The sequence below is a fragment of the Fluoribacter dumoffii NY 23 genome (genome assembly GCF_000236165.1).
Taxonomy (GTDB): Bacteria; Pseudomonadota; Gammaproteobacteria; order Legionellales; family Legionellaceae; genus Legionella; species Legionella dumoffii.
This window is the reverse complement of record NZ_CM001373.1, coordinates 3,576,452-3,599,727: the sequence shown is the minus strand read 5'-3', so window position 1 is coordinate 3,599,727 and position 23,276 is coordinate 3,576,452. Positions and strand designations below refer to the sequence as shown.

Here is a 23,276-nt window from a genome sequence, read left to right as displayed (position 1 = left end):
TGCCCTCGCCAATTAAAATTTATCTGGATTGGCCTTTTCCCAGTGAAGTTTATAACTTTCTGGAATGTCAGATCCTAATAATTGTCCAGGAGTAAGGTATTCATAAATCCGGTCAAAGGTTTTGACTTCTTGCACATTGACTCTTCTCATGATGTGATGAGGTTTTAAATCGCTGGGGTTATCTATACCAAGCGAACCCACCATTTCCAAAAAGCTTTTCATCGTATTTTTATGGAAATTGGCGACATGATATTTTTTCAGATCGACCACCAACCCATATTGTAAGCGCTTATTTTGCGTAGCTACCCCTGTGGGGCAAGTATTCGCATTACACTGTTTTGATTGGACACAACCTGTGGCCATCATCATTGCGCGTGCAGAATTACACATATCAGCACCCAAGGCGATATTGGTCAGCAAATCAAATCCATTTGCAACCTTACCACTACAAATAATGCGAATTTTATCCCGGACATTTATTCCGACTAACGCGTTATGGACAAAAACCAATCCTGCTTCCAAAGGCGTACCAATAAAATTCACGTATTCTTCCGGCGCAGCCCCGGTTCCTCCTTCTGCCCCGTCCACGGTAATGAAATCAGGAAGGATGTTTGTTTTTAACATCGCCTTGCATATCGCAAGAAATTCATCTCTGCGCCCCAAACACAATTTAAAGCCAATGGGTTTGCCATGAGATAAGTCACGTAATCTTTTTATGAAATAAAGTAACTCCATCGGGGTAGTAAAAGCAGAATGAGCCATCGGTGAAATAACGTCCTTGCCCATCGAGACTTTTCTTACTTTTGCAATTTCCTCAGTCAATTTGGCTGCTGGCAAAATACCCCCGTGTGACGGTTTCGCACCTTGGGAGAGTTTAATTTCTATCATCTTTACTTCTTTACGGTTTGCTTCGGCAGCAAATTCTTTTTCATCAAAATTGCCGTCGGCATCGCGGCATCCGAAATAGGCTGTTCCGAATTGAAATACCAGGTCCCCTCCTTGCAGATGATAGGTGCTTAAGCCGCCTTCACCGGTAGTTTGGGCAAACCCTCCAAGCAGGGCACCCTTATTCATGGCCATAATCGCATTGGCAGACAACGCCCCAAAGCTCATGGCGGAAATATTAAGCCGGGAGGCGTTGTAAGGTTGGAGGCAGTCAGGCCCCCCCACTATAATCCGTGATTCCACCTCTCCATGATGTTTGGGAGCCAGTGAATGAAGGGCCCAGGTATATCCAACGCTGGTTATATCGCGTTCGGTGCCAAAAGGAACCGTATCACGAGTATTTTTTGCACGCTCATAAATGAGAGAACGTATTTCACGATTGAAAGGAAGCTCACTTTCATCGGTAGCGATGAAGTATTGCTGGATTTCTGGACGCAGAAATTCGAGAAAATAACGTACATGACCTAAGATGGGGAAATTACGTAACAAGGAATGTTCTTTCTGAATTAAATCATAGATCCAAATCACAACCAGAGGGATTAGAAAAGCGACAAACCATCGAAGACTATGAAACATAGCAAAGAGGGCAAGCAGAATTAATAAAGATATCCCAAATCCGATATACCACTGGCGTCTCATTCTAAGTCCTTTTAATCGCAAGCTGCTTATCCATCAGATGAATAGCGCAATGAATTTTATCCCCCGTCAAGCGGGGGGCTTTACAAAATCAGGAATAAATCAATCTATTTCCGGAATGCGCTCCATTAAGTCACCCCCCACCATTTTATTAATTTTATTTTCCAGGGAGTTAATAAATTGGGTGACTTGGTGTTGTTGGTGTGCCTGCTTGTTTTTGCATAAGATTAGTTCATGACTGATATCAAGGGCAGCAAGCAACAACGTCTGAAAATTGTCCAGCTGCTTTGCTTTCTTTTTATTAATCACGATCTGATGGTTTAGTTTTTGCACCGCAAGCAGCAAGTTAGGTTCCTCACCTTCCGGACATTTAATTTCATACGTTTTATTGAGTAATTTAACCGTACATGATTTCATTTGTGTCATAATAATAAGACCTTTGCAATTCCATAAGAGCTTGCTATGAATAGTAACAATTTTGCTCGCAAGCAGCAATTAGTAGGATGAACGCTTGCCTTAAATCGGTTATCATGAGTAATTTTCTATAAATGAGTTGAATATGTCTGAAGAAAGAGAACATTTGCACCTGCCCGATTATGATGAATTTGCTGCAACAATAGCTGTATTGATGTTGCATGTATCTGCTAGTTTATTGCATGGAATGATGTGCGGCTATTTGTGTGCTGGTGCTGACAGCCAAGGAGAAGCTTACTTGCGAGCGCTATTGAATAATAAAAAAGATGAAGCCAGCCGCAATGCCATTTTAGCCATGTTTTCTGTTTTTTCTATAAGCCAGCAACAAATTAATACGATGGATTTTGGATTTGAAATGTTGCTTCCTGATGAGCAGGAAACCTTGTTGGTGCGGGCGCAAGCGTTTAGTGAATGGTGTGAGGGGTTTACCCAGGCTTTGACTTTGGCAGGTATTAATCCCAGCCAGTTTCATGAAGAGGAAGCCCAGGATGCCTTTCAGCATCTTATCGAGTTTGCCGAACTTGACTGTGATACCCTGGATGTTGACGAAGAAGACGAACGTGCATTAATGGAAGTCAGTGAATATGCAAGGATGGCAGTGCTTCGCTTGCATAGCGATTTAATTATGAATGAAAGAGAGCGCGGCGGTCATGCTGGAATAACTCATTAAAAAGGATGTTACTATGATTTCCCAACAAGAATACCAATCAAGAAGAAACCAATTAGCGCACAAGCTGCCCCAAGGAAGTGTTGCCCTTATCCCTGCCGCCCACGAAATAATACGTAATGGCGATGCGCATTATCGTTTTCGCCAGGACAGTAATTTTTATTATCTTACGGGGTTTAACGAGCCGGATGCGCTGCTTGTTCTTATTGCCGGAGTTGAGAATCAAAGTATCTTATTTAATCGCTTGCGCAATCCTGCTGAAGAACAATGGACAGGGAAGCGTTTGGGACAGGATGGAGCAGTTTCCGAATTGGGCATGCAAGCCGCATTTCCTATTAGCAGTGTGGAAGAGGAATTACCGAAATTATTAAATGGAAAGTCCGCTATTTATTATGCCTTTGCTTGCAACCCCGAGATAGAAAAAACCATCACGAACACCTTGAAGACCCTTAAAAATCAGGTTCGTCGAGGAGTTAAAGCACCTGATCAGCTGTGTGATTTAGGGCCTATATTAGGGGAAATGCGTTTATTTAAAAGCGAGGCCGAGCTGGAGTTGATGCGGCGGGCAGCAAGTATTTCTGTTAAAGCCCATGAGCAGGCGATGCGTCGTTGCAAACATCTGGAACATGAATACCAGCTTGAAGCCGAACTCATTTATGAATTCAGCCGTCACGGATGTCGCAGTGTGGCTTATGACCCTATCGTTGGCTGTGGCGAAAATGCTTGTGTTTTACACTACACCGAGAACAGCAAGCCATTGCACCGAGGCAGCCTGGTACTCATTGATGCAGGGGGAGAGTACGAAAATTATGCGGCCGATATCACCAGAACCTTTCCAATTAATGGTGCATTCAGCCCGGAACAAAGAAGTATCTATGAGCTTGTGCTGAAGGCACAAAAGGCAGGGATTGCAGCAGTGAAGCCGGGTCTTCCATGGAATAAGATACAAGAAATCATGGTTCGTATTCTTACGGAAGGATTATGCTCATTGGGGATTTTAAATGGAGATATTGAGGAATTGATCGCCAAAGAAGCATATAAGCCCTTTTACATGCACAATTCGGGACATTGGTTAGGATTAGACGTGCATGACAGCGGCCTGTATAAAATTAATGGCGAATGGCGTGCTTTGGAACCCGGTATGGTTTTAACTGTGGAACCGGGTTTATACATTAGTGCAAACATTCCCGGAGTTGAAGAACGGTGGTGGGGTATTGGCGTACGTATTGAAGACGATGTAGCAGTAACTAAAACAGGGCATGAGGTATTAACCGCAGCATTACCTGTGGAAATCCATGAAATTGAGGCATTAATGCGTGATTAGTAAAGAGATTGACATCCTGATTATTGGCGGTGGCTTGACGGGTGCCACTTTAATGCTTGCTTTGCAAGGATTAGGCTACAGTACTTTATTAGTAGAAGCCAAGCCTTTTGACGACAAGATAAATCCTGATTTTGATGCACGTTCCCTGGCCTTATCGCCGGCCAGCCGGCGTATTTTAAACATGCTTGGGGTATGGGATCTGCTGGCACACCATGTAACTCCCATAGAAACGATCCACGTCTCTGATCAGCATCATTTTGGGATCTCGCGTTTGCAAGGAAATAGGGATGCCCCTTTGGGATATGTCGCGGAAATGCAGCATATAAACCAGGCCTTGCACCAATTATTACCCCATGACCAGATAATCGCCCCGGCGAAATTGCATGCGTTGGATTATGAGAACCATGCAGCAACAATTCTTGCTGATTCCGGAGAAATAAATGTGGTTGCGCGTTTAATTGTTGCGGCCGATGGGGCGCATTCCGAAGCACGTCGTTTTTGCTCTTTGCCTTCCAGGACCAAACTGTATGGACAACATGCTATTGTCGCTAATATCGGTTTGCTTAAACCACATCAACATCGTGCCTACGAACGTTTTACCCAGTATGGGCCATTGGCACTTTTACCCATGCAAGAAAATCGAATGTCTTTAGTATGGGCTGTTCCCCCTAAGGAAGCAGAACGTTTGTTGTCTTTATCCGAGGGAGATTTTTTAAAAGAATTACACGAGGTATTTGGTTATCGTTTAGGGCGGTTTACGAAAGCGGGTAAACGTTCTTCTTTTCCCCTACAGCAAGTTTTAATGCCCACACAAACCCGATGGCCAGTGGTTTTTGTAGGTAATGCAGCCCATACGCTGCATCCCGTAGCCGGACAAGGTTTTAATCTTGGACTCAGAGACGTGGCAACTTTAGCTCAGTGCATTGCCGAGCAAGGGCTTAATGAGGCAATGATATCCCATTATATGCGCTTGCGGTCACATGATCAGAAAGCGATTACTCGCTTCACTGATGGTTTGATCCAGGTTTTTACTAGCCGTTTACCAGGATTGGGAATTGCGCGTGGGTTAGGATTGATTGCTTTTGATAATATTCCTGCATTAAAAAATCTTTTAGCACGGTATGCCCGCGGTTTCGGCGGAGTGATCCCTGATTTGGTTTGTGAAATTGCGTTGCCTAAGCCGCAAAAATAGTGATTAAGGAAATGAAATGAGTCTGCAGTTTAATGTATTGATTGTAGGTGGTGGGGTAGTTGGTTTAACTGCTGCTTTAGCTATGGCTCAACGTGGTTACTCTGTAGCAGTCATTGATGCAGGCTCATTGACGGCTGACTGTGCAAAACCCGATGTCCGGGTCTATGCGATTAACCATGCCTCCCAGGAACTGCTGCACCAATTAAATGTATGGCAACATGTGCAAAATTCACGCCTTTCCCCTTATCGCCGCATGTATGTTTGGGATGCTGAAAGTAAAGCCCATATAGATTTTGATTCATGCTTTGTGGGGGCAAAAAATCTGGGGAGCATCATCGAGGAATCCGTTTTGAAACACGCTTTATTACAACAAGTTTCCGCTCAACCTTCAATTCACCTATTTCCTAACCATTGTGTTGACGAAGTATTTTGCGAGGAGTGGGGGGTTAAAGTGTGCAGTAATCAGCAGACCTGGGAAGGACACTTGTTAATGATTGCTGACGGTGCCAATTCACCAGTACGCCAAAAACTCAAGGTGCCACTAACCAGCTGGTCTTATGATCAGCATGCCCTGGTCGCCACTGTATCTGTAGAAAACGCCCATCAAGGTACTGCTTATCAAGTATTTCGCGCCGATGGACCTTTGGCATTTTTACCTCTAGCCGATGCACATCAATGTTCAATAGTTTGGTCTACCACCCCGGAACAGGCAAAAAAATTAATGAATTTTTCCGAGCAGGAATTTAATGATTCGTTGAGCAAGGCTTTTGCCAATAAGTTGGGGAAGGTTGAACTGCAAAGCCCCCGTCACTATTTTCCTTTGCAAATGAGGCATGTCAAACACTACGCAGGAAATCGTTGGTTGCTCCTTGGTGATGCAGCACATACTATCCATCCCTTGGCGGGTTTGGGTTTAAACTTGGGCTTGGCTGACATACGTTCCTGGATTCAGTGTCTGGATACTGCCCATGATAGACTTGTCTCCCCCAAGGCATTAGGTGCTTATCAGCGCGCGCGCAAAAATGAAGTATGGCAAATTATACTATTGATGGAAGGCTTTAAACGTTTATTTAGTAATTCTTTTATGCCCATTGTGGGATTACGCGGCTTGGGGTTAACTTTATGTAATCGATTTACTCCTATAAAACGATTATTCATTGAGCATGCACAAGGCATGTCACAATAACTCCTCACCCCTCTTGTCTCTATACATATCAATAAACCCAGGAATTTTCTTGTGCATAGATTGCAAAAGAAATCCCATGATTTTTTTATTTGGCCATCCTGCTTAATATTTATTTAATATTTGCTTTATATAATAGAACCATATTTTTTTATTTTGTTGTATGGGGATAGTTATGTGGTCAAAATATTCTTTAAAATTTTTCCCAAAAGGAACTGGAACTGGAACTGGAACCGGCCTTTGTCAAAGGTTAACTAAAATGTTAATAGACAGTGATCCTGTAGTTGGTGAGCACATCATTAAGCTGCAAAGACAGTCTCTACTCATCCGTGCAGATGCACGCGACCTTGAAGTCTTGAAACAACAAGATGGATTTACTCCTCGTATTTCTGCAGAGCATTTGAAGGCTATTCGTTTTTCTAATGTAGAACGCTATCAAAAATTTAATGAAGATCCTTTTGCGTGGGGGGCATGTGGTTCTCTGCAAGATTTAATGTATTTTCTTCAGAGCAATAAATCCCATACAGACCGATCTTGGATTCATAAGTTTTATGGTAAAGCGACCCCACTTATCCTTTTAAAATTGGAAGCAGGTATTGATAGCGAAGGTTATGACAAGGAAAAAGAAAAAATGGTCATCGAACATATTCCATTCAGTCAGTTTATTGCTTCAACCTGCCCTAAATACAGGGAAAAATTCTTAAGCGGTGGATTAGTACCTAATGCCATGCATGAGTATAATTCTGATTTGCCAAAAACAATGCGCCAAGAAGACTTACATTCTGAATCCAGTGTTCTTACCTGGTTAATGATCAATAACTCAGAGAAAACTTTTACCGAAATATGCCAAACACTTTTTGAAAATGTGGGGCAAGAAAATTTGCAATATCGCTTTAAAGATGATCCTAAGTTAATCGATGCAATTAACAGCGCTCTGGGGACAGATGCTCCTGCTCTACATTTGTAAGCCGCTGGACTTAAAGTCCAGCAGTTCTGCTTCAAAGCTACTTTTTATGTTGACCGGGACTTGGTGACTAGGTTCAAGCAATAATGGATTTGCCACGGGAATTTGATCGAGACGTAATGATGAGTTTAGTCCGATCATTGCCTCGACACTTCCAAATCCCCATTCATTTCCCGAATAGGCAAAAGCATCTGAAGGATTAATGCAGCATACGTAATAGTTTTCTACTTCTTCATTAGAGAAATCAAGAACGTCCCGGGCATTTTGATAAAGCTCAACAGGTTCTACAGGTTTATCTATAATGGCGTTAAATTGGAGTTGAAGCTGCTCATCAAATATCGGAAATTCAATCTTGGCTATCCATGGATAAGAGTTTGTCTCTACCAATTGTTTGAACGCCCGAATGAAATGGGGAAAGAGGAGATGTTGGATATCATAGGTTTCATTTACTTTAGCAAAAAAGCCCATCCCCACCGCAGTAGCCTTTAACAACGCAGGTTTTCCTGCTTCCTCAGCAGCTTTATTTACGGCAGTTAATAACATTGAAAGATCTTCCAACTGATGCTGGTAATAAGCTTGGGATAAAAAAATAACTGCATTTCTTCGAGAAAAAGCGGAGTAAAATTTATCAGGTGCTGAGCGTGAAAGAAGTGGAAGTCCTGTGCGTATCCTGGTAATGAAGGCATTTGAATCATAAGGACCCAGGGAGGTATGGGCTTCGTTGAAATCAGTTGGGGAGCTTTCAAATAAATGATCGAACCTGGGGTTGTCTATTTTAGAATTTATCGGATCCAGCATAAAAAGAGAATAATGCAGATATGAATTTTCAAAGCTTGCGCCAGCGAGTGAAAAAATCCCCACTGTGTGAGGTTCTTTTTTTAAATACCGGGGATTCATATGAGGATAACCGCCAGATGCAAAAACGGTACTATTAGAAAAAATGATTTTTTTTGCTGCGGATAACCGTTCCACCGGTGATAACAGCTCAGGGTGCGCTAATGGAATATTCGCAAAATAATCAGGATCTTCGGGAAAAGGAGTTCCATTTTGAAAAAAACCTGACCTGTCTCCGGAAACATTAATCGCAGGAATTTTACTTAATGCTCTATACAGGGAAAAGGGTGCTTGTGGATTATTATCATTGAAATAACGTTGATTAAAAAATACTTTTGCTGTTTCCTGGGTTTGTGTGCGAAGGGGGGCGGGGAAACGTTCCTCCAGGCCGCTGGTTTTAAATTGCTGATTGAGCCAATCTTTCGGATGCATACTGGTTGAAGTTTTACTGGGGCGGAAAAACGCTCTTAGAAACATATAAGTCCTGAATACGCTGGTGTATAAATTATATTATATCTCCGTGGTAAATTAAAAACAAATTGGTTATAATTTTTAACTTCTAAAAAGTTATATTTGCAATAATTTAATACTTCATATTCAATTGTACATTAATAAGGATAGTTTTTATGTTTGCCCGTATGATGATGCGTCCATCCTCCAGCAGGTTTTTTTCTTCTTCAACCAGAGATATTTCCTTGATGCGAATTGGGCGGATGGCCCCAGAAACGACCATTGATATTCTCGCACAGGAATTAAAAGCGGAACTGAAAGAAAAGGGGATTGCCCAGTTGCAAAAAAATCTCGAAGAGGAAAAAAAGATTTTAAAAGAATTGCAGGCCACCCATAAAGAAAGTTTGGAACGTATTAAAGAGATATGTGTTACTCCTGCTCAAGATCGATTTGCCCAAGGATACAGCATAGGGGGGTTGTTTTGGGAACAGAAACAAAAAGAAATGAAGCGGGTTGCCACAAAAGAGCTGTTGGAAATCCGGGAAGAAACCATTGATTGGTTGAAAAATCGCCAGGAGCTATATAATCAATTTAAAAATGATGCCGCTGAAAACTCCCAATTTATACCAAAAATTTAAATTAGCAAAAAAGTACTTATCTGCATAAAAAATGCCTTACTCAATATTTAATTGGGTAAGGCTTTACTGTAAAAAGCTATTATTATTTGAGACGGGCAAAATGCTCGCGGCTGAAAGCAACTTTTTCAGCAACTGTTTCCTTGGGATGGTCTTTATAATGCGCCTCGATTGCTCGGTAGCGTTTTAACCCGCCTTCCCTGTTGGCAATTTGTATGTTTAAGCCGGGTCGTGCATTGAGCTCAAGCATTAACGGCCCTTGATCTTTATCAAGCACGATGTCTACCCCAAGATAGCCAAGACCCGTGAGGTCATAACAGCTGGAAGCAATTTCGAGGATTTTATTCCAATAAGGAACTTCGATATTGACTATAGGGTTCAGGGTATCGGGATGATAATCAATAATGTCATTATGATAGACACCGCCAAGAGTTTTGCCGGTGGCAAGATCGACCCCCACGCCAATTGCGCCTTGATGTAAATTGGCTTTTCCACCTGACAAACGCGTCGGCAGTCTTACCATGGCCATCGCAGGATAGCCCAGTAAACTGATGATGCGGATATCGGGAATGCCCTCATAACTTACCTCAGCAAAGACAGGATCGACAACTACGCGTTTCTCAATAATGGCATAGTCCGAGGAACCGCCGAGGCTGTAAGCGCCTGAAAGCAGGCAAGATAGATGGTAGCTTAGCTCCTGGGTTGTGGTTAATTTACCATTAATTTGTCGATAACGCCCATAAACTTTGTCTTTAAAAACCAGGATACCGTCACCACCTGAGCCGCGTGCCGGTTTAACTACAAAGTCATTATAAGGCTCCAGGCGTTCCTCAATGGTTTTAATTTGCTGTTCTGTCTCGATAATATCGTACAAAGGCGGTACGGCAATTCCTGCTTTAAGCGCCAGTTTTTTTGTTTTTAACTTGTCATCTACCAGCGGGAACAATTTTCTTGGGTTATAACGCAAGACAAAATCCGTATTGCGCTGATTGATACTTAAAATCCCATGATTTTTTAAACGACGAAACAGGGTAATCATTCTACATGTCTCGCAAGTGATTTAAAGCGCTTCAATTCAAATAGGCGGTATCCACGATATTGACCGAACCATAATATGAGTGCGAGCAGGACCAAAAGCAGTTCAGGGAATGCAAAGACAAGATATTGCAAGGGTTCATAGCACATTGCCCAATAAGAGATAACCGCAGCGACAAGGCTTCCTATTCCGGATTTTATAGCTTCTGAAGCTCCTCGCTCATCCCAGGTAATACACATCCGTTCTATGGTCATCGTTAAAATAACCATGGGGAACAAGGCCACTGAAAGACCCGCATCCAGGCCAAGGCTTTGACTGAGGACACTAATAAATATCATTAACAAAATCACTACAGTAAGAATAGCCGCAAGTCTGGGTACCAAGAGCAACCTTAATTGATCCAAATAAAAGCGTGCCAGCAGGCCAAACGACACGATGATGACGAAGAGGGAAATGCCCCAGATAACATGCGTTTCTCTAAAGGCCAAGGCAATTAAAACAGGCATAAAGGTACCGAAGGTTTTAATGCCGATAAAGTTTCTCAGAATCAGGATAATAAAAGCACCTATAGGTACTGTTAATAAAATTTTGTAGGTAGCTTGTGCATTAACAGGTAATTGTAATAAAGAAAACCGTAACAGCTGTGAGTCTGATTGCAATCCTCTCGATTTGGCAATGCTTAATGCATTAATGGGGGTGGGCGATACGGTAAGGCTGAATTGAGATTTTTTTCCACCTTCAACATTAAATACCGGTTCATTACCATACTGCCAGATTAGAAAATCTTTAGGCAGCCCCGCACTTCCTGTTTTAGGATTAATATAAACCCAGTTTTTGCCATTGAAAACGGCCAGATATGAACTGAGCTCGGCTTTATTTTTTTGGGATAAATAAATCCCTTTGACCGGGATTGCAGAAATTTTAGATTGATTCAAAATAAGAATTGCTGCATTGATAAGATGCTCATCACTAAAATCATTGCCAGTCAATAACTTGGCATTGCCATCTTTTTTATTTAATTCTTTAACGGTGCTTTGAGCAAAGGTTTTAATGTCGGCTGAGGACTGTCTTACCTGATTGGTAATGGTTTCAACTGCAGATTTTTGACTTTCTTCAAGAGGTTGGGTTTTTACTGCTGGAGGGGCCCCGAGGGGGGATTCATTTCCCTCCGTTTGGCGAAAGATGGCCCTGTAGTATAAGGATTGTGGGCCATGAGCACGCCTTATTGACCAAACTGTCTCCCGATTATCCCCATTTAAATTGGTTGTTACCCCATAATTTCTTGATACAAAATACTCATCAAGAATGGCGAAATGTGGCGGTAAATAGGGAATATTAAAACTCGCCTTAATCGGCGTATTAGGGTCGGCAATAAAGCGCAAATTCGATTCAATTGTCCAACTGTTTATTGTTTCTGTGTCAGTCAAAGGGACATCTAGGACAAAGTGCCGGTACAAAAAAATCCCTGCTCCCAGGATAAATAAAGTAAAAATAAGCCCATAAACATGACGCGTGTTGTTTTTCATTGTTTCTTAATGCTCTGATTTCTTAACGTAAAGGTCAGTGCAGGATTAACCGCACCATTAAAAGCAATAATTGCATCCCTTCCTAAAAGTAAAGGATAAAGAAAACGCTTGCGATTGGTTAAATTCACTTTAATTGTGCGTACTTTATCGCCAAGTTGTATGCTAAGCAGGACAACGGGACGTTTAATTGGTGCGTGGGCTAATATTTCAGATCCATGTTCCCCATCGCGAACTTTTATCTTTACCCGTCCTTTGTACTCAGCTTCAAATTGGTAGTCACCCGTTTTGGTCGGGACAATAAAACGTAAGTAGGGCACGCCATTTTTAGTAATTTCAGTGATGTTGGTCGCATTCAAAGAAGCGGATTTGGCTCCAGTATCCAATTTTGCCGAAAGAGTTAAATTTTTCTCCGGGAACGAAACTTTCTCAACATAACCATAAATTTGTGTTTCATTTGATGCCATAACAGATCCAGTCATTAGTACTGCAAAAATAAAGAGAGCAAGTATTTGTCTCATTTAATCCTCTTTCCTGAGTTGTTTATATTAGTGCAATATCGTAGCAGGTTTGGCTCCCAAGTCACAACACTAATTGAGTTTAAAGAAATATTTTTTGTACGGACTGGGTATGATATCATTATCAATTAGCCCTATAATTGTGTTTTTTTGATTCAGGATGAAGTGATTATTGACATCAAGCACAATTATCTATATAATTCGCGCCATCCTAACTACGGCCATTTCCGTGTGTAAGAATGTCTAATAAGGACGAAAAAAGTTCATCTTTTTTAAATTCAAAAGAACTCGTTTTCCTCCTGGCTATTGCCGGCCGTATCGACGCGCAAAGTAGACTCCTCGCTCAAAAACTTGACCAAGACCGCTATATTTACCACGCTTATGCCGTACTGGATTCTCTAAGCTCTTCTTACAGCATGTTTAAATACTTTTTAGAAGTATTTCTCGCCAAGAATGATCCGGTTTCCATCCATCGAATATTAACCTCACCCGAAGGGATTGCTGCAGTTACTGCCGAAGCACTTTTTTTAGTGTCTTTTTCCTTTTTCGCAAGCGTGTTTGACGGCGAAGAAAATGATTCAGTAAAAAAATTCATAGCAGCTGCCTGGCCCTATTTTCGGGATGTGATGAAGGGATTAAAAAATGCGTATAAAGGATGGCGAAGTACAGTCCAGGTTTTAAGTCTGATCAGTGGGATGGACCTTAAATATATGATTGTCCCTGTAGGTTTGGTATTAGGTCTATTTGCTGCCGCCAATCGCTACTGGATACGCGGAATGGTCGAGCAACGTAAAAAGTTCATGAATGAGAACAAAGAGCTTTTAATTGAAATCCAGCAGTTGACCTCATTAACACCCATAGACCGCTCCTCCTATTTATCGCGCATTAAATATCAGGACGTCAATGAGCGCCTTCAAGCTTATTTTGCCGTAGGGATTGGTGGATTAATTGATGGTTTATATCTTTACATGGGCGTTGGGAGTCTTGCAATTTTTGCTCCCCCTCTGTTTATCGCCATGTCGGTACTCGGCGCTTTTTATACATTAGCCTGCGTTGTTTCACGGATTTATGAAGAATACGATTTTCAACTACGTTTGGAAATTACCCAAACCCGATGTAAGTTGGCACTCACAACCAAAGAATTGGAACTGACTTACGCGAAATTACTTGAGTTGAACGATCATCGTAAAACAGAAGATCTCCTGGAAATCTTTCTATTAAAACAAAATCTTTGCCAATTGATTCGCGAGTTTGAAGAAGAACGCGAATTATTGCAAAACCAGACAAGCCACACTTATCTAACTGCGGCTTTGCTCGGCATGAAATATGGGTTATTTGCCTATGGTGTAGTGACGAGTATTTTATTTACGGTGGCCTCCGTATGCCTCATTACCGCAAGTACCTTTCCTCCTTTATTACTCGCTGGCTTTATTATCTCTGGCTTGGCATTAATGATTGGTATGACTGCTTATATGTTGTATACCCATCATCAATTCTTGCAGCAGCAAAAAATTGAAAATGAGAAAGACCATCCTTTTGCCCAAATCCAGGAAATGAAGAAAAATTTGGAAGCACAAAATGATACGAGTATTTTAACCTCAGATAATTTTAAGACTTCATTAAAAGATGGGCTTGCGATCAGTTCCTCACCCCAGAGTTTTTTTCAGGAACGTTGTGAAGTGGGGCGCTCTCTCGCCTCAGGTCTATCGAAGGGATATAATTTTTCTAATTTTGTTATGACCCCCACGCAGGAAATCGACGCGGAAGGACATTTGCATGATACGCCAATAATGGGGGCATTAGCGATTGCCAACGGGGTACTTTTTTCATCTGTTTTAGGTCTCAGGGCTTTGGCACGTGGCCTGGGGCGTTCCCCCCAAGGTCAACCTAACGCTCCCAAAACCAAAGAAACCAATCTTGAAGAGGGGTCGGTGCGCAAAATAAAAACCCAGTCAAAAGGGGAATCAGGTGAGCAGGTCAAAAACAAAGCCCCGGATTCCCTGTCGAGAGGCGGTTCATTTTTCTCTTCCTGGAGTTTCTTCTTTCATAAAAACCTCAACCCTCAAAAAACCTCCCCCGACCGCACCTTACCTCATTCAAGAAGCGATACTGATCTCACCCAGCATACTTCAACTACCCTCGGCGGCAGTACAATTCGGGGTTTAGATTAGGATCGTTATACATTTTAAATTGATGATAAATTCTGAAAGTGCGTTTTTTCTCTCTAACATCTGCAAGCAATTCTTGCAGGCACTGCGATAATTGCTCCAATTGTTGATTTATGACCATTAACTTTTGCGCACAACTCTTCCGATGTTCTTCTGTGGCATCTTCGCGCTTGCTTTGCAGCTCCATATGATAGGATTTCAAGGATAAAATAGAAAGTCTGTCAATGATCATTCCCGGGGATTCCGAGTTAACCGGACAGTTTTTAAAATGTTCCGGCTGCAGGGTGTTGAAAAGCCATTCATCCATTGCTTCCATACGGTTATTGCGCAATTGATTGAAGCGGTCAATTTCTCTTTTGGCCTGATATACGAACTCATATCCCTGATCATCCCGCCGAGCTCTATCCTCTGCGTGCCAAAGTTGATAGTTAAATGCATGGTTTTCTTCAATCAAACGATAGAAGTCCTGGTGTTGGTGCACGATGCCTGAGGCTTTCCAATGAATAATACAATTTTTATGGAGAGTGGTTATGTCTGAGACATTAATACTGTCTGGCATGTTTATTCCTGTATCTTTGAAAATGGATGCCAGTTTAACGCATACTGTCTGGAGCTACAAATTGGAACCAAAATATTTATTATAAATTGTTTCATAGGTTCCATCGTTTTCAATTTGTAGCAACACTTTATTTATTTTATTAATTAAATCGGTATTCTTTGGGAGTGCCATGATCCCATAGCCATTCCCCAAAATAACGGGATTGCCTACGGTTTTAAAGTCGATTACTTTATTGATAGTAAGGTACTTAAAAATATTTATATTCATAATTATTGCATCAACGTCATCATTAAGTAAGGCCATAATCATCGAAGAAACTTTTGGATATTCTTTAATGTTATCTGCACTTGTATACAGTAAAAGCATGCTTTTAAGATGGGTTTCCCGAACTGTACCTATCCGTTTATTTTTAATGTCCGCAAGAGTTTTTATATTGGAAGACGTGGTTAAGAACTGTCCATTGCTGGTCATATAAGGCAAACTGTAAATGTAGCCCTGTGCGCCTATATTGGGTATGGGATAAGGGGGGAAAGTTATATCAATGTTACCCGAGTTCAGGTTATCCATTTGATCTTGTAAGGTCACGGCCTTATATTCACATGTTTCATTAAGCCGTTTGCAAATTTCATTCATGATATCAATACAAAAACCAAAATAATGATTACTTGTATCGGCTGCAGAAAAAGGGGGGGCAAATTTGGAAACGCCTACCATAATGGATTGTTTATTGTCAGCAGATGCATTTCCGGTAAATAAGAATAGAATTAATAAAAGATGCGTAACCCGCTTTCTAAAATTCATGCCAAAGTCCATTTTGAACCTACTTAAAATCTAGGTTGCCCGTGAGTATTTGTCAAATTTAGGAGCATCTCATTGATTTAAAACTAATTTTGTGTTTTCTTTGCCAAACATCGGTCCAGAGCATTGGCAAAAGCAGTTTTTTCCTTGATACTTAATGCCGCCGGCCCACCTGAATAATGACCTGATGCGCGTAATTGTTCATGTATATCTCTTAAATTCAAACGTTGTTTGATGGACGCTTCGTTATATTCCTCTCCACGAGGATTAATTGCCAACCCTTTTTTAGCAATAACTTCTGCTGCCAGAGGAATGTCGGCGGTAATAACCAAATCGAAGGGCTGTACATGTTCCATGATGTAATGATCGGCGCTGTCAAAACCTTTAGTGACCTGGACTGAGCGAATAAAAGGTGAGTTAGGATAGGAAATAAAAGAATTGGCCACTAAAGTGAGCGGCGTTTTGGTACGGACTGCAGCGCGAAATAAAATTTCTTTAATTACTTTGGGGCACGCATCAGCATCAATCCAGATATGCATATTGATAATGGCTCATGAGAAGTTCATGCTGATTTTAGCAAGTAAGGCTGACAAGCAACATAGCTAATTATATAATTTTATTTTGAACTGCTTACGTTAGAGAACAATTATTTTCTATTTTGGGGGAAGGTCATGAGAAGTTTGATTTTTTTGTGTTGTTCACTCTGGGCCTTTGGTGTGGCCGCTGAATCAACTTTGCCTGCTGGATGCCAGGCCATTGCAGTTCAAGGGGAATCAGTGACCCTGAAAGCTAAAAAAAGCAGCCTGATATTTATCCATAATCTCGCCTCTACTGATTTATGGATTACCCACCCAGTCACCAATCCAAGCGCCAGTGCGGGCTGGACAACTCGATTACAAGCGGGGAACTGGTCTGCATTGTCCTTAAATAAAGGTCCTTTTGCTTTAAATTGCATTGAATCCAAACCCGGTCATGAACAACAAGTACCTTGTGAGGGGCTTATTGCAGTATGTAAATGGAAAGGGGTGAAAATTCCTGCCAAGGACAAAAGCAGTACTTTTTGGGCAGCAGAAGATATGTCCTTATCGGCATTGACTGCGGCAGTGGGCGCGCGTGGATTTGTAATTCCTGTATCGAAGCAATAAGTATGCTAAATACCGCTTATCTTGCTACTTTCATGGATAAGTGGTAGAAAATGACTTGATAAAGGATAAATTCATACAATGACAACAAAATACAAACAGGATATACGTGAGCAAGAAATCAAAAGACCCCTTTTATAAACGAGAAAGTGAAAAATATACTGATCCTGTCCCTAGCCGCGAATTCATTATGGAAATTCTTAATGAATACGGTAAGCCGATGTCGCGCAATCAATTATTCGATAAATTGCATATCAGCAATGAACGCAAGCAGGAATCCATGGGATTTCGACTTAAGGCTATGTTGCGCGATGGACAAATTATGCAAGACCGGCGCGGCCGTTTTTGTTTAATGCAACGAATTAACCTGTCGCGCGGTACTGTGCAAGGACATCCAGACGGTTATGGTTTTTTTATTCCTGATGACGGTTCCGAAGATATGTTTTTGTCTGCGAAAGAAATGCGGGCAGTGATGCATGGAGATGTGGTGCTGGCCTATCAGGTTGGCGTGGATCGCCGCGGAAGGCCGGAGGCGAAAATCCACGAAGTGATTGAGCATGCCAATGCGACAGTTGTGGGACGGTTTTTCACCGATCATGGGGTCAATTTTGTTTTGCCAGACAGTAAACATCTCACCCAGGATATTTCTATTCCTCAAGAAATGGTGAATGGTGCTAAAAATGGTCAAATTGTTTTGGTTGAATTGATAACCTACCCCAGCAAGCGGACTCAAGCCATAGGGAAAGTCATTCATGTTTTGGGCGAGCATATGGCGCCAGGCATGGAAATTCAAGTTGCACTTTATGCCCATGGAATCCCCTTTGAATGGCCAGAAGATGTGAGCATTGACGTTGCAAAAATTCCGCAGCATGTTACGGAGGAACAAATTAGAGGACGCACCGATCTGCGGGGGCTGCCCTTCGTGACCATTGATGGCGAAGATGCGAAAGATTTTGATGATGCAGTTTATTGTTACAAGAAACCAAAAGGCGGCTTTCAATTATATGTTGCAATTGCTGATGTCAGTAATTATGTAATGCAAGATTCTGCACTCGATAAAGAAGCAGCGCGTCGAGGTAATTCAGTGTATTTTCCTGGTAAAGTAATTCCCATGTTACCGGAAGCGTTATCCAATGGTTTATGTTCATTAAACCCGCATGTCGACAGACTCTGTATGGTTGCTGAAATGGCAATCAGTAATGAAGGAAAGATTTCCCGTTCCCGTTTTTATCGTGCAGTCATCCATTCACATGCGCGCTTGACCTATACCCAGGTAGGTTCCTGGCTTGAGCAGGGGAGTACTGATGAACAACACACTTCTTTATGGCCTACTTTACAAGCTCTTCATGATTTGTACCAGGTTTTGCTGGTTACGCGTAAGCTTAGGGGGGCTATGGATTTTGAGACTACTGAAACCCGCATTGAGTTTGATGAAAATAAAAAAATTCAATGTATAGTTCCAGTGATCCGCAATGATGCGCATAAACTAATAGAAGAATGCATGTTGGCTGCGAACGTTTCCACGGCCCGATTTTTAGAAAAGGCCAAAATCCCTACATTATACCGGGTGCATGCTGCGCCTGAAGAAGATAAAATTACGGCATTAAGACAGTTTTTAGGTGAGTTGGGCTTGCAATTGAGCGGCGGAAAAAAACCGGGGCCCAAAGATTTTCAACGTACAATGAATGCAATCGAAGGCCGACCGGATAAACACCTTATTGAAACGGTGATGCTGCGCTCTTTGAAACAAGCGCAATATGTGGAGGCCAATGAAGGGCATTTTGGCTTGGCTTATTCTGCCTATACTCATTTCACATCACCCATCCGGCGTTATCCTGATTTATTAATTCATCGGGCGATTGGCCATTTACTCGATAATAACCCAATTGCGGAATTCGCTTATACGCATGACGATATGAATCGCCTGGGTAAACACGCCTCGATGACCGAGCGGCGGGCCGATGAAGCGACACGGGAAGTGGTAACCTGGCTAAAATGCGAGTACATGCAGGATAAATTAGGACAAGTATTCAAAGGCCGAATTTCTGCAGTGACTGGATTTGGGATTTTCGTGGAACTTGATGAAATTTATGTTGAAGGTTTGGTGCATGTGACGTCTTTAAAAAATGATTATTACACTTTTGACTCAGTGAAACATCGGCTCATTGGAACACGTGGGGGCCATGTATATCGTTTGGGAGATAAAATGACGGTCCTAGTCGCTCGTGTTGATTTGGATGAACGTAAAATTGATTTTGAGCCCATAGAGGAAACAGTAAGTCATGAGTGAGCAGTATGTTTATGGGGTGCATGCGGTTTCTGCTTTGTTAATCAATCCACATCGAGTCACTAAGAAACTCTACATCAGTGAAGACCGTACGGACAAGCGGCTGCAGGATATTATCGATAAAGCCCGCAAAGCCGGCGTTAGTATTGAACAATTGAGTATGCAAAAGCTGAATCAGCGTTTTGCAGATTTTACTCACCAGGGAGTTGTTGCCGCAGCCTCTTCTTTACCTGAATATAATGAATCCCATTTGCTTGCCTTATTGGAATCGAGTAAACAACCGGTTTTGATTCTTATCCTCGATGGAGTCACAGACCCGCATAATCTGGGCGCGTGTTTACGCACTGCAGATGCAACCGGGGTTGATTTTGTAGTGATTCCCAAAGACAAAAGTGCAAGCATCACTCCTGTAGTCAGTAAAGTCGCTTGCGGTGCGGCAGAGGCGATTCCTCTAGTGCGGGTGACCAATTTGGCGCGCAGCATGAAGCTCTTGAAGGAACATGGGGTGTGGATTTATGGGGCAGCCGGTGAGGCAAGCCATTCCCTGTACCAAACAGACTGCACTGGAAATGTAGCAATCGTGATGGGGGCTGAAGGAGAAGGATTAAGACGCTTGACCCGCGAAAATTGTGACGGTTTATTTTCTTTGCCGATGGCAGGCAGTGTCTCCAGTTTAAACGTCTCTGTAGCTACTGGGGTGTCTTTATATGAAATTGTAAGGCAAAGAAGGGGAGCGGCACTTAATGAGTGAATTAAAAATGAAAGCGGCGAAAGCCGCATTGCAATATATCGAAGATGACACGGTGGTAGGTGTAGGTACCGGATCTACAGTTAATTTCTTTATCAAAGAATTGGCTGCTATAAAACATAAAATAGATGCCTGTGTATCAAGCTCCAAAGCAACGGAAGCCTTGCTTCGAAAAGAGGGTATCCCGGTGATTGATTTGAACTCAGTAGTGGATCTTCCAGTTTATATTGATGGCGCAGATGAGGTAACAGAACATGGCGAAATGATTAAAGGCGGTGGTGGTGCCCATACGCGCGAAAAAATTGTAGCCCAAATGGCAGAACAATTTATCTGCATTGTGGACGAGTCAAAACTGGTAACCCGTTTAGGACAATTTCCTGTGGCAGTAGAGGTTATTCCCATGGCAAGAAGCATGGTCGCCCGCCAATTGGTGCAATTGGGAGGTGATCCGGAGTACCGAGAGGGTTTTGTTACCGATAACGGTAATATAATCCTGGATGTTTTTAATTTAACTATCAACGACCCTTTGGAAATGGAAGACCGGATTAACCGGATCACCGGGGTGGTGGAAAATGGTATATTTGCACATCGGGCAGCGGATGTTATCTTGCTTGCATCTTCAGATGGTGTGAAGCGCGTGAAATAGAGGAATCAGCATCCCCAAGTAACGAGTGCGCAAAACAAACGGCTTGTGCTTCGGGGTTATGCGAACTCAACCAGACTACTTTTTAACAAACAGGTTTAATCTGATGAATGAACACAAAGTTTATGTAAACCGAATTTTAAATATGAAAAAGATTAAGCTAATTGGTCTGGATATGGATCACACCTTGATTCGTTACAATTCTGAAAACTTTGAATCTTTGGTTTATCAGCTGGTTAAAGAACAATTGGTAGAGGTGAAACATTATCCCGAAGCGATTAAGAAATTAAATTTTAATTATCACGATGCAATTCGGGGTTTAGTCATCGACAGTAAGAACGGCAACATCTTAAAACTGAGCCGCTACGGGGCCATTCGGCAAAGTTATCATGGCACCAAACCCATTGATTTTGCAGAGCAGCAGAAAATTTACCGCAGCATTTATGTTGATTTGGGTGATCCCAACTATATGGCCATCGACACTGCTTTTTCGATTGCATTTTGTGTTCTATATGGGCAGTTAGTCGAATTGAAAGATACGGAGTATGCGGATGAAATCCCCGGTTATCAAAACATCGCCCAAGACGTCCAATTTTGTGTAGATAAGGTACACTCGGACGGCAGCTTAAAAACTATTATCAGTAAAAATTTACCTACCTATGTGATCAAGGAACGCGCATTAGTCGAAGGTTTGAAGCATTTTATTCATCATGGTAAAAAAATATTTATACTGACTAATTCCGATTATTCCTATACAAAGCTTTTATTGGAATATGCGATTAACCCCTTTTTAAAGAAAGGTGAAAGCTGGATTAATTTATTTGAATTTGTCATTACTTTAGCGAATAAGCCTCGCTTTTTTTATGATAACTTGCGTTTTTTAGCAGTTAATCCGGTAAATGGCACCATGACCAATATAATTGGTCCCATAGTTCCCGGAGTATATCAAGGAGGTAATGCAAAGAAATTTACCGAAGATTTGCATGTTCGGGGGGATGAAATTCTTTATATTGGGGATCATATCTATGGCGATATCCTGCGCTTGAAGAAAGATTGCAACTGGCGAACTGCCTTGGTCGTTGAAGAGCTTGGGGAGGAAATTGCCGCCCAGGCACGGGCCATGCCTATAGAGAAAGAAATCAGCGAAGCAATGGATATAAAAAAAGATTTGGAACAACAATACGTCAATTTATACACCAAAATGATTGATGAGGGGTCCAAACAACACAGTCAGGAAATTCAGGAACTGCAAGCACAAATCAGCAGGATTGATGCGCAGCTAACCAAATTGCTGAAAGAACAAAAAAACTATTTTAATCCAAAATGGGAGCGAATTTTTCGGGCGGGCGCAGAGGAAAGTTATTTTGCCTATCAAGTGGATCGTTTTGCTTGTATTTACATGGAAAAACTCTCTGATTTATTGGAATATTCACCTGCAACGTATTTTCGGGCGAACCGACGCTTGTTAGCGCATGATGTTGAGGTATAGGCTTTTCCTCAAAAAAATCGGATAAGTGTTGGGTACCCTTTGGGAGCAACGCCTGTTTTGCGGAATCAATTATGACTTTACCTATCGATGTTTCACTTGTACGCAAACTGATTAACTCACAATTTCCCCAATGGTCAGATTTAGCCATTAAACCGGTGGAGTTTAGTGGTTGGGACAATAGGACTTTCCACTTAGGCGCCGACATGACGGTCCGCCTTCCCAGCGACGCATCCTATGCGCTTCAAGTAGAAAAGGAACAGTATTGGTTGCCCTACCTTGCCCCTCATCTTATTTGGCCAATTCCCAGACCTTTAGCACAAGGTAAACCAAGCAAAGATTATCCTTGGCCGTGGTCCATTTATCAGTGGATAGAAGGTGACACTGCATCAATTGAACGTATTAGCGATATGAATCAATTTGCCGCCGACTTAGGCCAATTTTTGCTGCAATTACAGAATGTTAAAACCAAGGGTGGGCCCTTAGCTGGCGAGCACAGTTTCTTTCGCGGAGGACCACTAAAGACCTATGATGCAGAGACGCGCGCAGCAATTACTATTTTGCATCAGCAAATAGATGTAAAAATTATTTCTTCGATATGGACTGAAGCACTTAAAGAAGTCTGGCAATCTGAGCCAGTTTGGGTCCATGGAGATATTGCCCCCGGCAATTTATTGGTAAAGGGGGGGCGTCTGGGTGCAGTTATTGATTTTGGGCAATTGGCCATAGGTGATCCGGCTTGTGATTTGGTGATTGCCTGGACCTTTTTTAAAGCAGAGAGCCGCGAAACTTTTAGAAATACCTTGCAGCTTGATAAAGCCACCTGGGCACGTGCCCGCGGATGGGCATTGTGGAAGGCCTTAATTGTATGGGCCCGATTATCCGGTACCAACCCATTGGAAATCGAAAAGGCAAGAAAGGTAATTGATGAGCTTGTTGCTGATTCTTATTTTTAATAAGGGAAGGCCCCCATTAGGAATTTTCTGCCAACCTGTATTATATTTTAAAAGAAAGTCTTTATTGTCTAACCATCAAAGAGGTCTTAAGCAGACGCCATACATTAC

22 protein-coding genes are annotated in these 23,276 nt (G+C 42.0%); 13 read left to right on the top strand and 9 right to left on the bottom strand.

Annotation, left to right across the window (positions count from 1 at the left end):
- Window positions 1–12: 12 nt before the first annotated feature.
- Window positions 13–1,584 (bottom strand): FMN-binding glutamate synthase family protein, encoded by a 1,572-nt coding sequence (locus KYQ_RS16510; RefSeq protein ID WP_010655238.1) that lies wholly within the window; start codon window positions 1,582–1,584, stop codon window positions 13–15.
- 99 nt (window positions 1,585–1,683) lie between these two features.
- A complete protein-coding gene (locus KYQ_RS16505; protein WP_010655237.1) occupies window positions 1,684–2,007 on the bottom strand; it encodes a cell division protein ZapA in 324 nt (107 codons plus the stop codon).
- 133 nt (window positions 2,008–2,140) lie between these two features.
- Here KYQ_RS16505 and KYQ_RS16500 point away from each other — a divergent pair, with 133 nt between their 5' ends.
- From KYQ_RS16500 to KYQ_RS16475, 5 genes are all read left to right on the top strand, one after another.
- A complete protein-coding gene (locus KYQ_RS16500) occupies window positions 2,141–2,725 on the top strand; it encodes a UPF0149 family protein (RefSeq protein ID WP_010655236.1) in 585 nt (194 codons plus the stop codon).
- Between the two features lie 13 nt (window positions 2,726–2,738).
- The gene (gene pepP, locus KYQ_RS16495; protein ID WP_010655235.1) at window positions 2,739–4,046 is read left to right on the top strand and encodes a Xaa-Pro aminopeptidase; all 1,308 of its coding nucleotides are present in this window, start codon (window positions 2,739–2,741) and stop codon (window positions 4,044–4,046) included.
- The gene (gene ubiH / locus KYQ_RS16490) at window positions 4,039–5,238 is read left to right on the top strand and encodes a 2-octaprenyl-6-methoxyphenyl hydroxylase (protein WP_019350328.1); all 1,200 of its coding nucleotides are present in this window, start codon (window positions 4,039–4,041) and stop codon (window positions 5,236–5,238) included. The genes pepP and ubiH overlap by 8 nt, the downstream gene beginning before the upstream one ends.
- A 16-nt stretch (window positions 5,239–5,254) precedes the next feature.
- A complete protein-coding gene (locus tag KYQ_RS16485) occupies window positions 5,255–6,424 on the top strand; it encodes an FAD-dependent oxidoreductase (protein WP_019350327.1) in 1,170 nt (389 codons plus the stop codon).
- A 172-nt stretch (window positions 6,425–6,596) separates the two neighbouring features.
- A complete protein-coding gene (locus KYQ_RS16475) occupies window positions 6,597–7,388 on the top strand; it encodes a hypothetical protein (protein ID WP_019350326.1) in 792 nt (263 codons plus the stop codon).
- Here the strand turns inward: KYQ_RS16475 and KYQ_RS16470 are convergent.
- On the bottom strand, window positions 7,377–8,696 hold the full coding sequence (locus tag KYQ_RS16470) for a hypothetical protein (protein ID WP_019350325.1): 1,320 nt from the start codon (window positions 8,694–8,696) through the stop codon (window positions 7,377–7,379). The two genes, KYQ_RS16475 and KYQ_RS16470, sit on opposite strands and share 12 nt — an antisense overlap.
- Window positions 8,697–8,845: 149 nt before the next feature.
- Between KYQ_RS16470 and KYQ_RS16465 the strand changes: the two genes are divergently transcribed.
- Window positions 8,846–9,307 (top strand): hypothetical protein, encoded by a 462-nt coding sequence (locus KYQ_RS16465; RefSeq protein WP_010655230.1) that lies wholly within the window; start codon window positions 8,846–8,848, stop codon window positions 9,305–9,307.
- A gap of 82 nt (window positions 9,308–9,389) precedes the next feature.
- On the opposite strand, the gene KYQ_RS16460 is transcribed toward KYQ_RS16465, so the two are convergent.
- Genes KYQ_RS16460 through KYQ_RS16450 form a run of 3 tightly spaced genes read right to left on the bottom strand, consistent with a single transcriptional unit; the run spans window position 9,390 to window position 12,384 of the window.
- Window positions 9,390–10,343: an alpha-L-glutamate ligase-like protein gene (locus KYQ_RS16460; protein ID WP_010655229.1), complete on the bottom strand. Its 954-nt coding sequence runs from the start codon at window positions 10,341–10,343 to the stop codon at window positions 9,390–9,392.
- Entirely contained in the window at window positions 10,340–11,866 is a 1,527-nt protein-coding gene (locus KYQ_RS16455; RefSeq protein ID WP_010655228.1) for an inactive transglutaminase family protein, read from the bottom strand. The genes KYQ_RS16460 and KYQ_RS16455 overlap by 4 nt, the downstream gene beginning before the upstream one ends.
- Window positions 11,863–12,384, bottom strand: a complete 522-nt coding sequence (locus tag KYQ_RS16450) for an ATP-dependent zinc protease family protein (protein WP_010655227.1) — start codon at window positions 12,382–12,384, stop codon at window positions 11,863–11,865. Before KYQ_RS16450 ends, KYQ_RS16455 begins: the two co-directional genes overlap by 4 nt.
- Before the next feature lie 236 nt (window positions 12,385–12,620).
- On the opposite strand from KYQ_RS16450, the gene KYQ_RS16445 reads away from it, so the two are divergent.
- Window positions 12,621–14,552 carry a hypothetical protein gene (locus KYQ_RS16445; protein WP_010655226.1) on the top strand — a complete coding sequence of 644 codons (1,932 nt, stop codon included), beginning with the start codon at window positions 12,621–12,623 and terminating at the stop codon, window positions 14,550–14,552.
- Here KYQ_RS16445 and KYQ_RS16440 read toward each other — a convergent pair.
- The 3 genes from KYQ_RS16440 to KYQ_RS16430 all read right to left on the bottom strand — a co-directional run bounded on the left by KYQ_RS16440 (window position 14,515) and on the right by KYQ_RS16430 (window position 16,445).
- Window positions 14,515–15,108, bottom strand: a complete 594-nt coding sequence (locus KYQ_RS16440) for a DUF4254 domain-containing protein (RefSeq protein ID WP_010655225.1) — start codon at window positions 15,106–15,108, stop codon at window positions 14,515–14,517. The genes KYQ_RS16445 and KYQ_RS16440 overlap by 38 nt on opposite strands.
- A 54-nt stretch (window positions 15,109–15,162) precedes the next feature.
- Window positions 15,163–15,909, bottom strand: coding sequence for a transporter substrate-binding domain-containing protein (locus tag KYQ_RS16435; RefSeq protein WP_019350324.1), 747 nt, complete (start codon window positions 15,907–15,909; stop codon window positions 15,163–15,165).
- A gap of 83 nt (window positions 15,910–15,992) precedes the next feature.
- The gene (locus KYQ_RS16430; RefSeq protein ID WP_010655223.1) at window positions 15,993–16,445 is read right to left on the bottom strand and encodes a YaiI/YqxD family protein; all 453 of its coding nucleotides are present in this window, start codon (window positions 16,443–16,445) and stop codon (window positions 15,993–15,995) included.
- A gap of 132 nt (window positions 16,446–16,577) precedes the next feature.
- Here KYQ_RS16430 and KYQ_RS16425 point away from each other — a divergent pair, with 132 nt between their 5' ends.
- The 6 genes from KYQ_RS16425 to KYQ_RS16400 all read left to right on the top strand — a co-directional run bounded on the left by KYQ_RS16425 (window position 16,578) and on the right by KYQ_RS16400 (window position 23,168).
- Window positions 16,578–17,051 carry a hypothetical protein gene (locus KYQ_RS16425; protein WP_010655222.1) on the top strand — a complete coding sequence of 158 codons (474 nt, stop codon included), beginning with the start codon at window positions 16,578–16,580 and terminating at the stop codon, window positions 17,049–17,051.
- Between the two features lie 106 nt (window positions 17,052–17,157).
- A complete protein-coding gene (gene rnr, locus KYQ_RS16420; protein WP_010655221.1) occupies window positions 17,158–19,338 on the top strand; it encodes a ribonuclease R in 2,181 nt (726 codons plus the stop codon).
- Entirely contained in the window at window positions 19,331–20,086 is a 756-nt protein-coding gene (rlmB, locus tag KYQ_RS16415) for a 23S rRNA (guanosine(2251)-2'-O)-methyltransferase RlmB (protein ID WP_010655220.1), read from the top strand. Before rnr ends, rlmB begins: the two co-directional genes overlap by 8 nt.
- The gene (gene rpiA, locus KYQ_RS16410; protein ID WP_010655219.1) at window positions 20,079–20,729 is read left to right on the top strand and encodes a ribose-5-phosphate isomerase RpiA; all 651 of its coding nucleotides are present in this window, start codon (window positions 20,079–20,081) and stop codon (window positions 20,727–20,729) included. Before rlmB ends, rpiA begins: the two co-directional genes overlap by 8 nt.
- Before the next feature lie 103 nt (window positions 20,730–20,832).
- The gene (locus KYQ_RS16405) at window positions 20,833–22,215 is read left to right on the top strand and encodes an HAD-IG family 5'-nucleotidase (protein WP_010655218.1); all 1,383 of its coding nucleotides are present in this window, start codon (window positions 20,833–20,835) and stop codon (window positions 22,213–22,215) included.
- 71 nt (window positions 22,216–22,286) lie between these two features.
- Window positions 22,287–23,168, top strand: coding sequence for an aminoglycoside phosphotransferase family protein (locus tag KYQ_RS16400; protein WP_010655217.1), 882 nt, complete (start codon window positions 22,287–22,289; stop codon window positions 23,166–23,168).
- Window positions 23,169–23,276: the final 108 nt, after the last annotated feature.

Excerpts from the sequence above, each read along its gene's own strand:
- KYQ_RS16510 (WP_010655238.1), bottom strand. The coding sequence starts at position 1,584 with ATGAGACGCCAGTGGTATATCGGATTTGGGATATCTTTATTAATTCTG.
- KYQ_RS16505 (WP_010655237.1), bottom strand. The coding sequence starts at position 2,007 with ATGACACAAATGAAATCATGTACGGTTAAATTACTCAATAAAACGTAT.
- KYQ_RS16500 (WP_010655236.1), top strand. The coding sequence starts at position 2,141 with ATGTCTGAAGAAAGAGAACATTTGCACCTGCCCGATTATGATGAATTT.
- pepP (WP_010655235.1), top strand. The coding sequence starts at position 2,739 with ATGATTTCCCAACAAGAATACCAATCAAGAAGAAACCAATTAGCGCAC.
- KYQ_RS16485 (WP_019350327.1), top strand. The coding sequence starts at position 5,255 with ATGAGTCTGCAGTTTAATGTATTGATTGTAGGTGGTGGGGTAGTTGGT.
- KYQ_RS16475 (WP_019350326.1), top strand. The coding sequence starts at position 6,597 with ATGTGGTCAAAATATTCTTTAAAATTTTTCCCAAAAGGAACTGGAACT.
- KYQ_RS16470 (WP_019350325.1), bottom strand. The coding sequence starts at position 8,696 with ATGTTTCTAAGAGCGTTTTTCCGCCCCAGTAAAACTTCAACCAGTATG.
- KYQ_RS16465 (WP_010655230.1), top strand. The coding sequence starts at position 8,846 with ATGTTTGCCCGTATGATGATGCGTCCATCCTCCAGCAGGTTTTTTTCT.
- KYQ_RS16460 (WP_010655229.1), bottom strand. The coding sequence starts at position 10,343 with ATGATTACCCTGTTTCGTCGTTTAAAAAATCATGGGATTTTAAGTATC.
- KYQ_RS16455 (WP_010655228.1), bottom strand. The coding sequence starts at position 11,866 with ATGAAAAACAACACGCGTCATGTTTATGGGCTTATTTTTACTTTATTT.
- KYQ_RS16450 (WP_010655227.1), bottom strand. The coding sequence starts at position 12,384 with ATGAGACAAATACTTGCTCTCTTTATTTTTGCAGTACTAATGACTGGA.
- KYQ_RS16445 (WP_010655226.1), top strand. The coding sequence starts at position 12,621 with ATGTCTAATAAGGACGAAAAAAGTTCATCTTTTTTAAATTCAAAAGAA.
- KYQ_RS16440 (WP_010655225.1), bottom strand. The coding sequence starts at position 15,108 with ATGCCAGACAGTATTAATGTCTCAGACATAACCACTCTCCATAAAAAT.
- KYQ_RS16435 (WP_019350324.1), bottom strand. The coding sequence starts at position 15,909 with ATGAATTTTAGAAAGCGGGTTACGCATCTTTTATTAATTCTATTCTTA.
- KYQ_RS16430 (WP_010655223.1), bottom strand. The coding sequence starts at position 16,445 with ATGCATATCTGGATTGATGCTGATGCGTGCCCCAAAGTAATTAAAGAA.
- KYQ_RS16425 (WP_010655222.1), top strand. The coding sequence starts at position 16,578 with ATGAGAAGTTTGATTTTTTTGTGTTGTTCACTCTGGGCCTTTGGTGTG.
- rlmB (WP_010655220.1), top strand. The coding sequence starts at position 19,331 with ATGAGTGAGCAGTATGTTTATGGGGTGCATGCGGTTTCTGCTTTGTTA.
- rpiA (WP_010655219.1), top strand. The coding sequence starts at position 20,079 with ATGAGTGAATTAAAAATGAAAGCGGCGAAAGCCGCATTGCAATATATC.
- KYQ_RS16405 (WP_010655218.1), top strand. The coding sequence starts at position 20,833 with ATGAATGAACACAAAGTTTATGTAAACCGAATTTTAAATATGAAAAAG.
- KYQ_RS16400 (WP_010655217.1), top strand. The coding sequence starts at position 22,287 with ATGACTTTACCTATCGATGTTTCACTTGTACGCAAACTGATTAACTCA.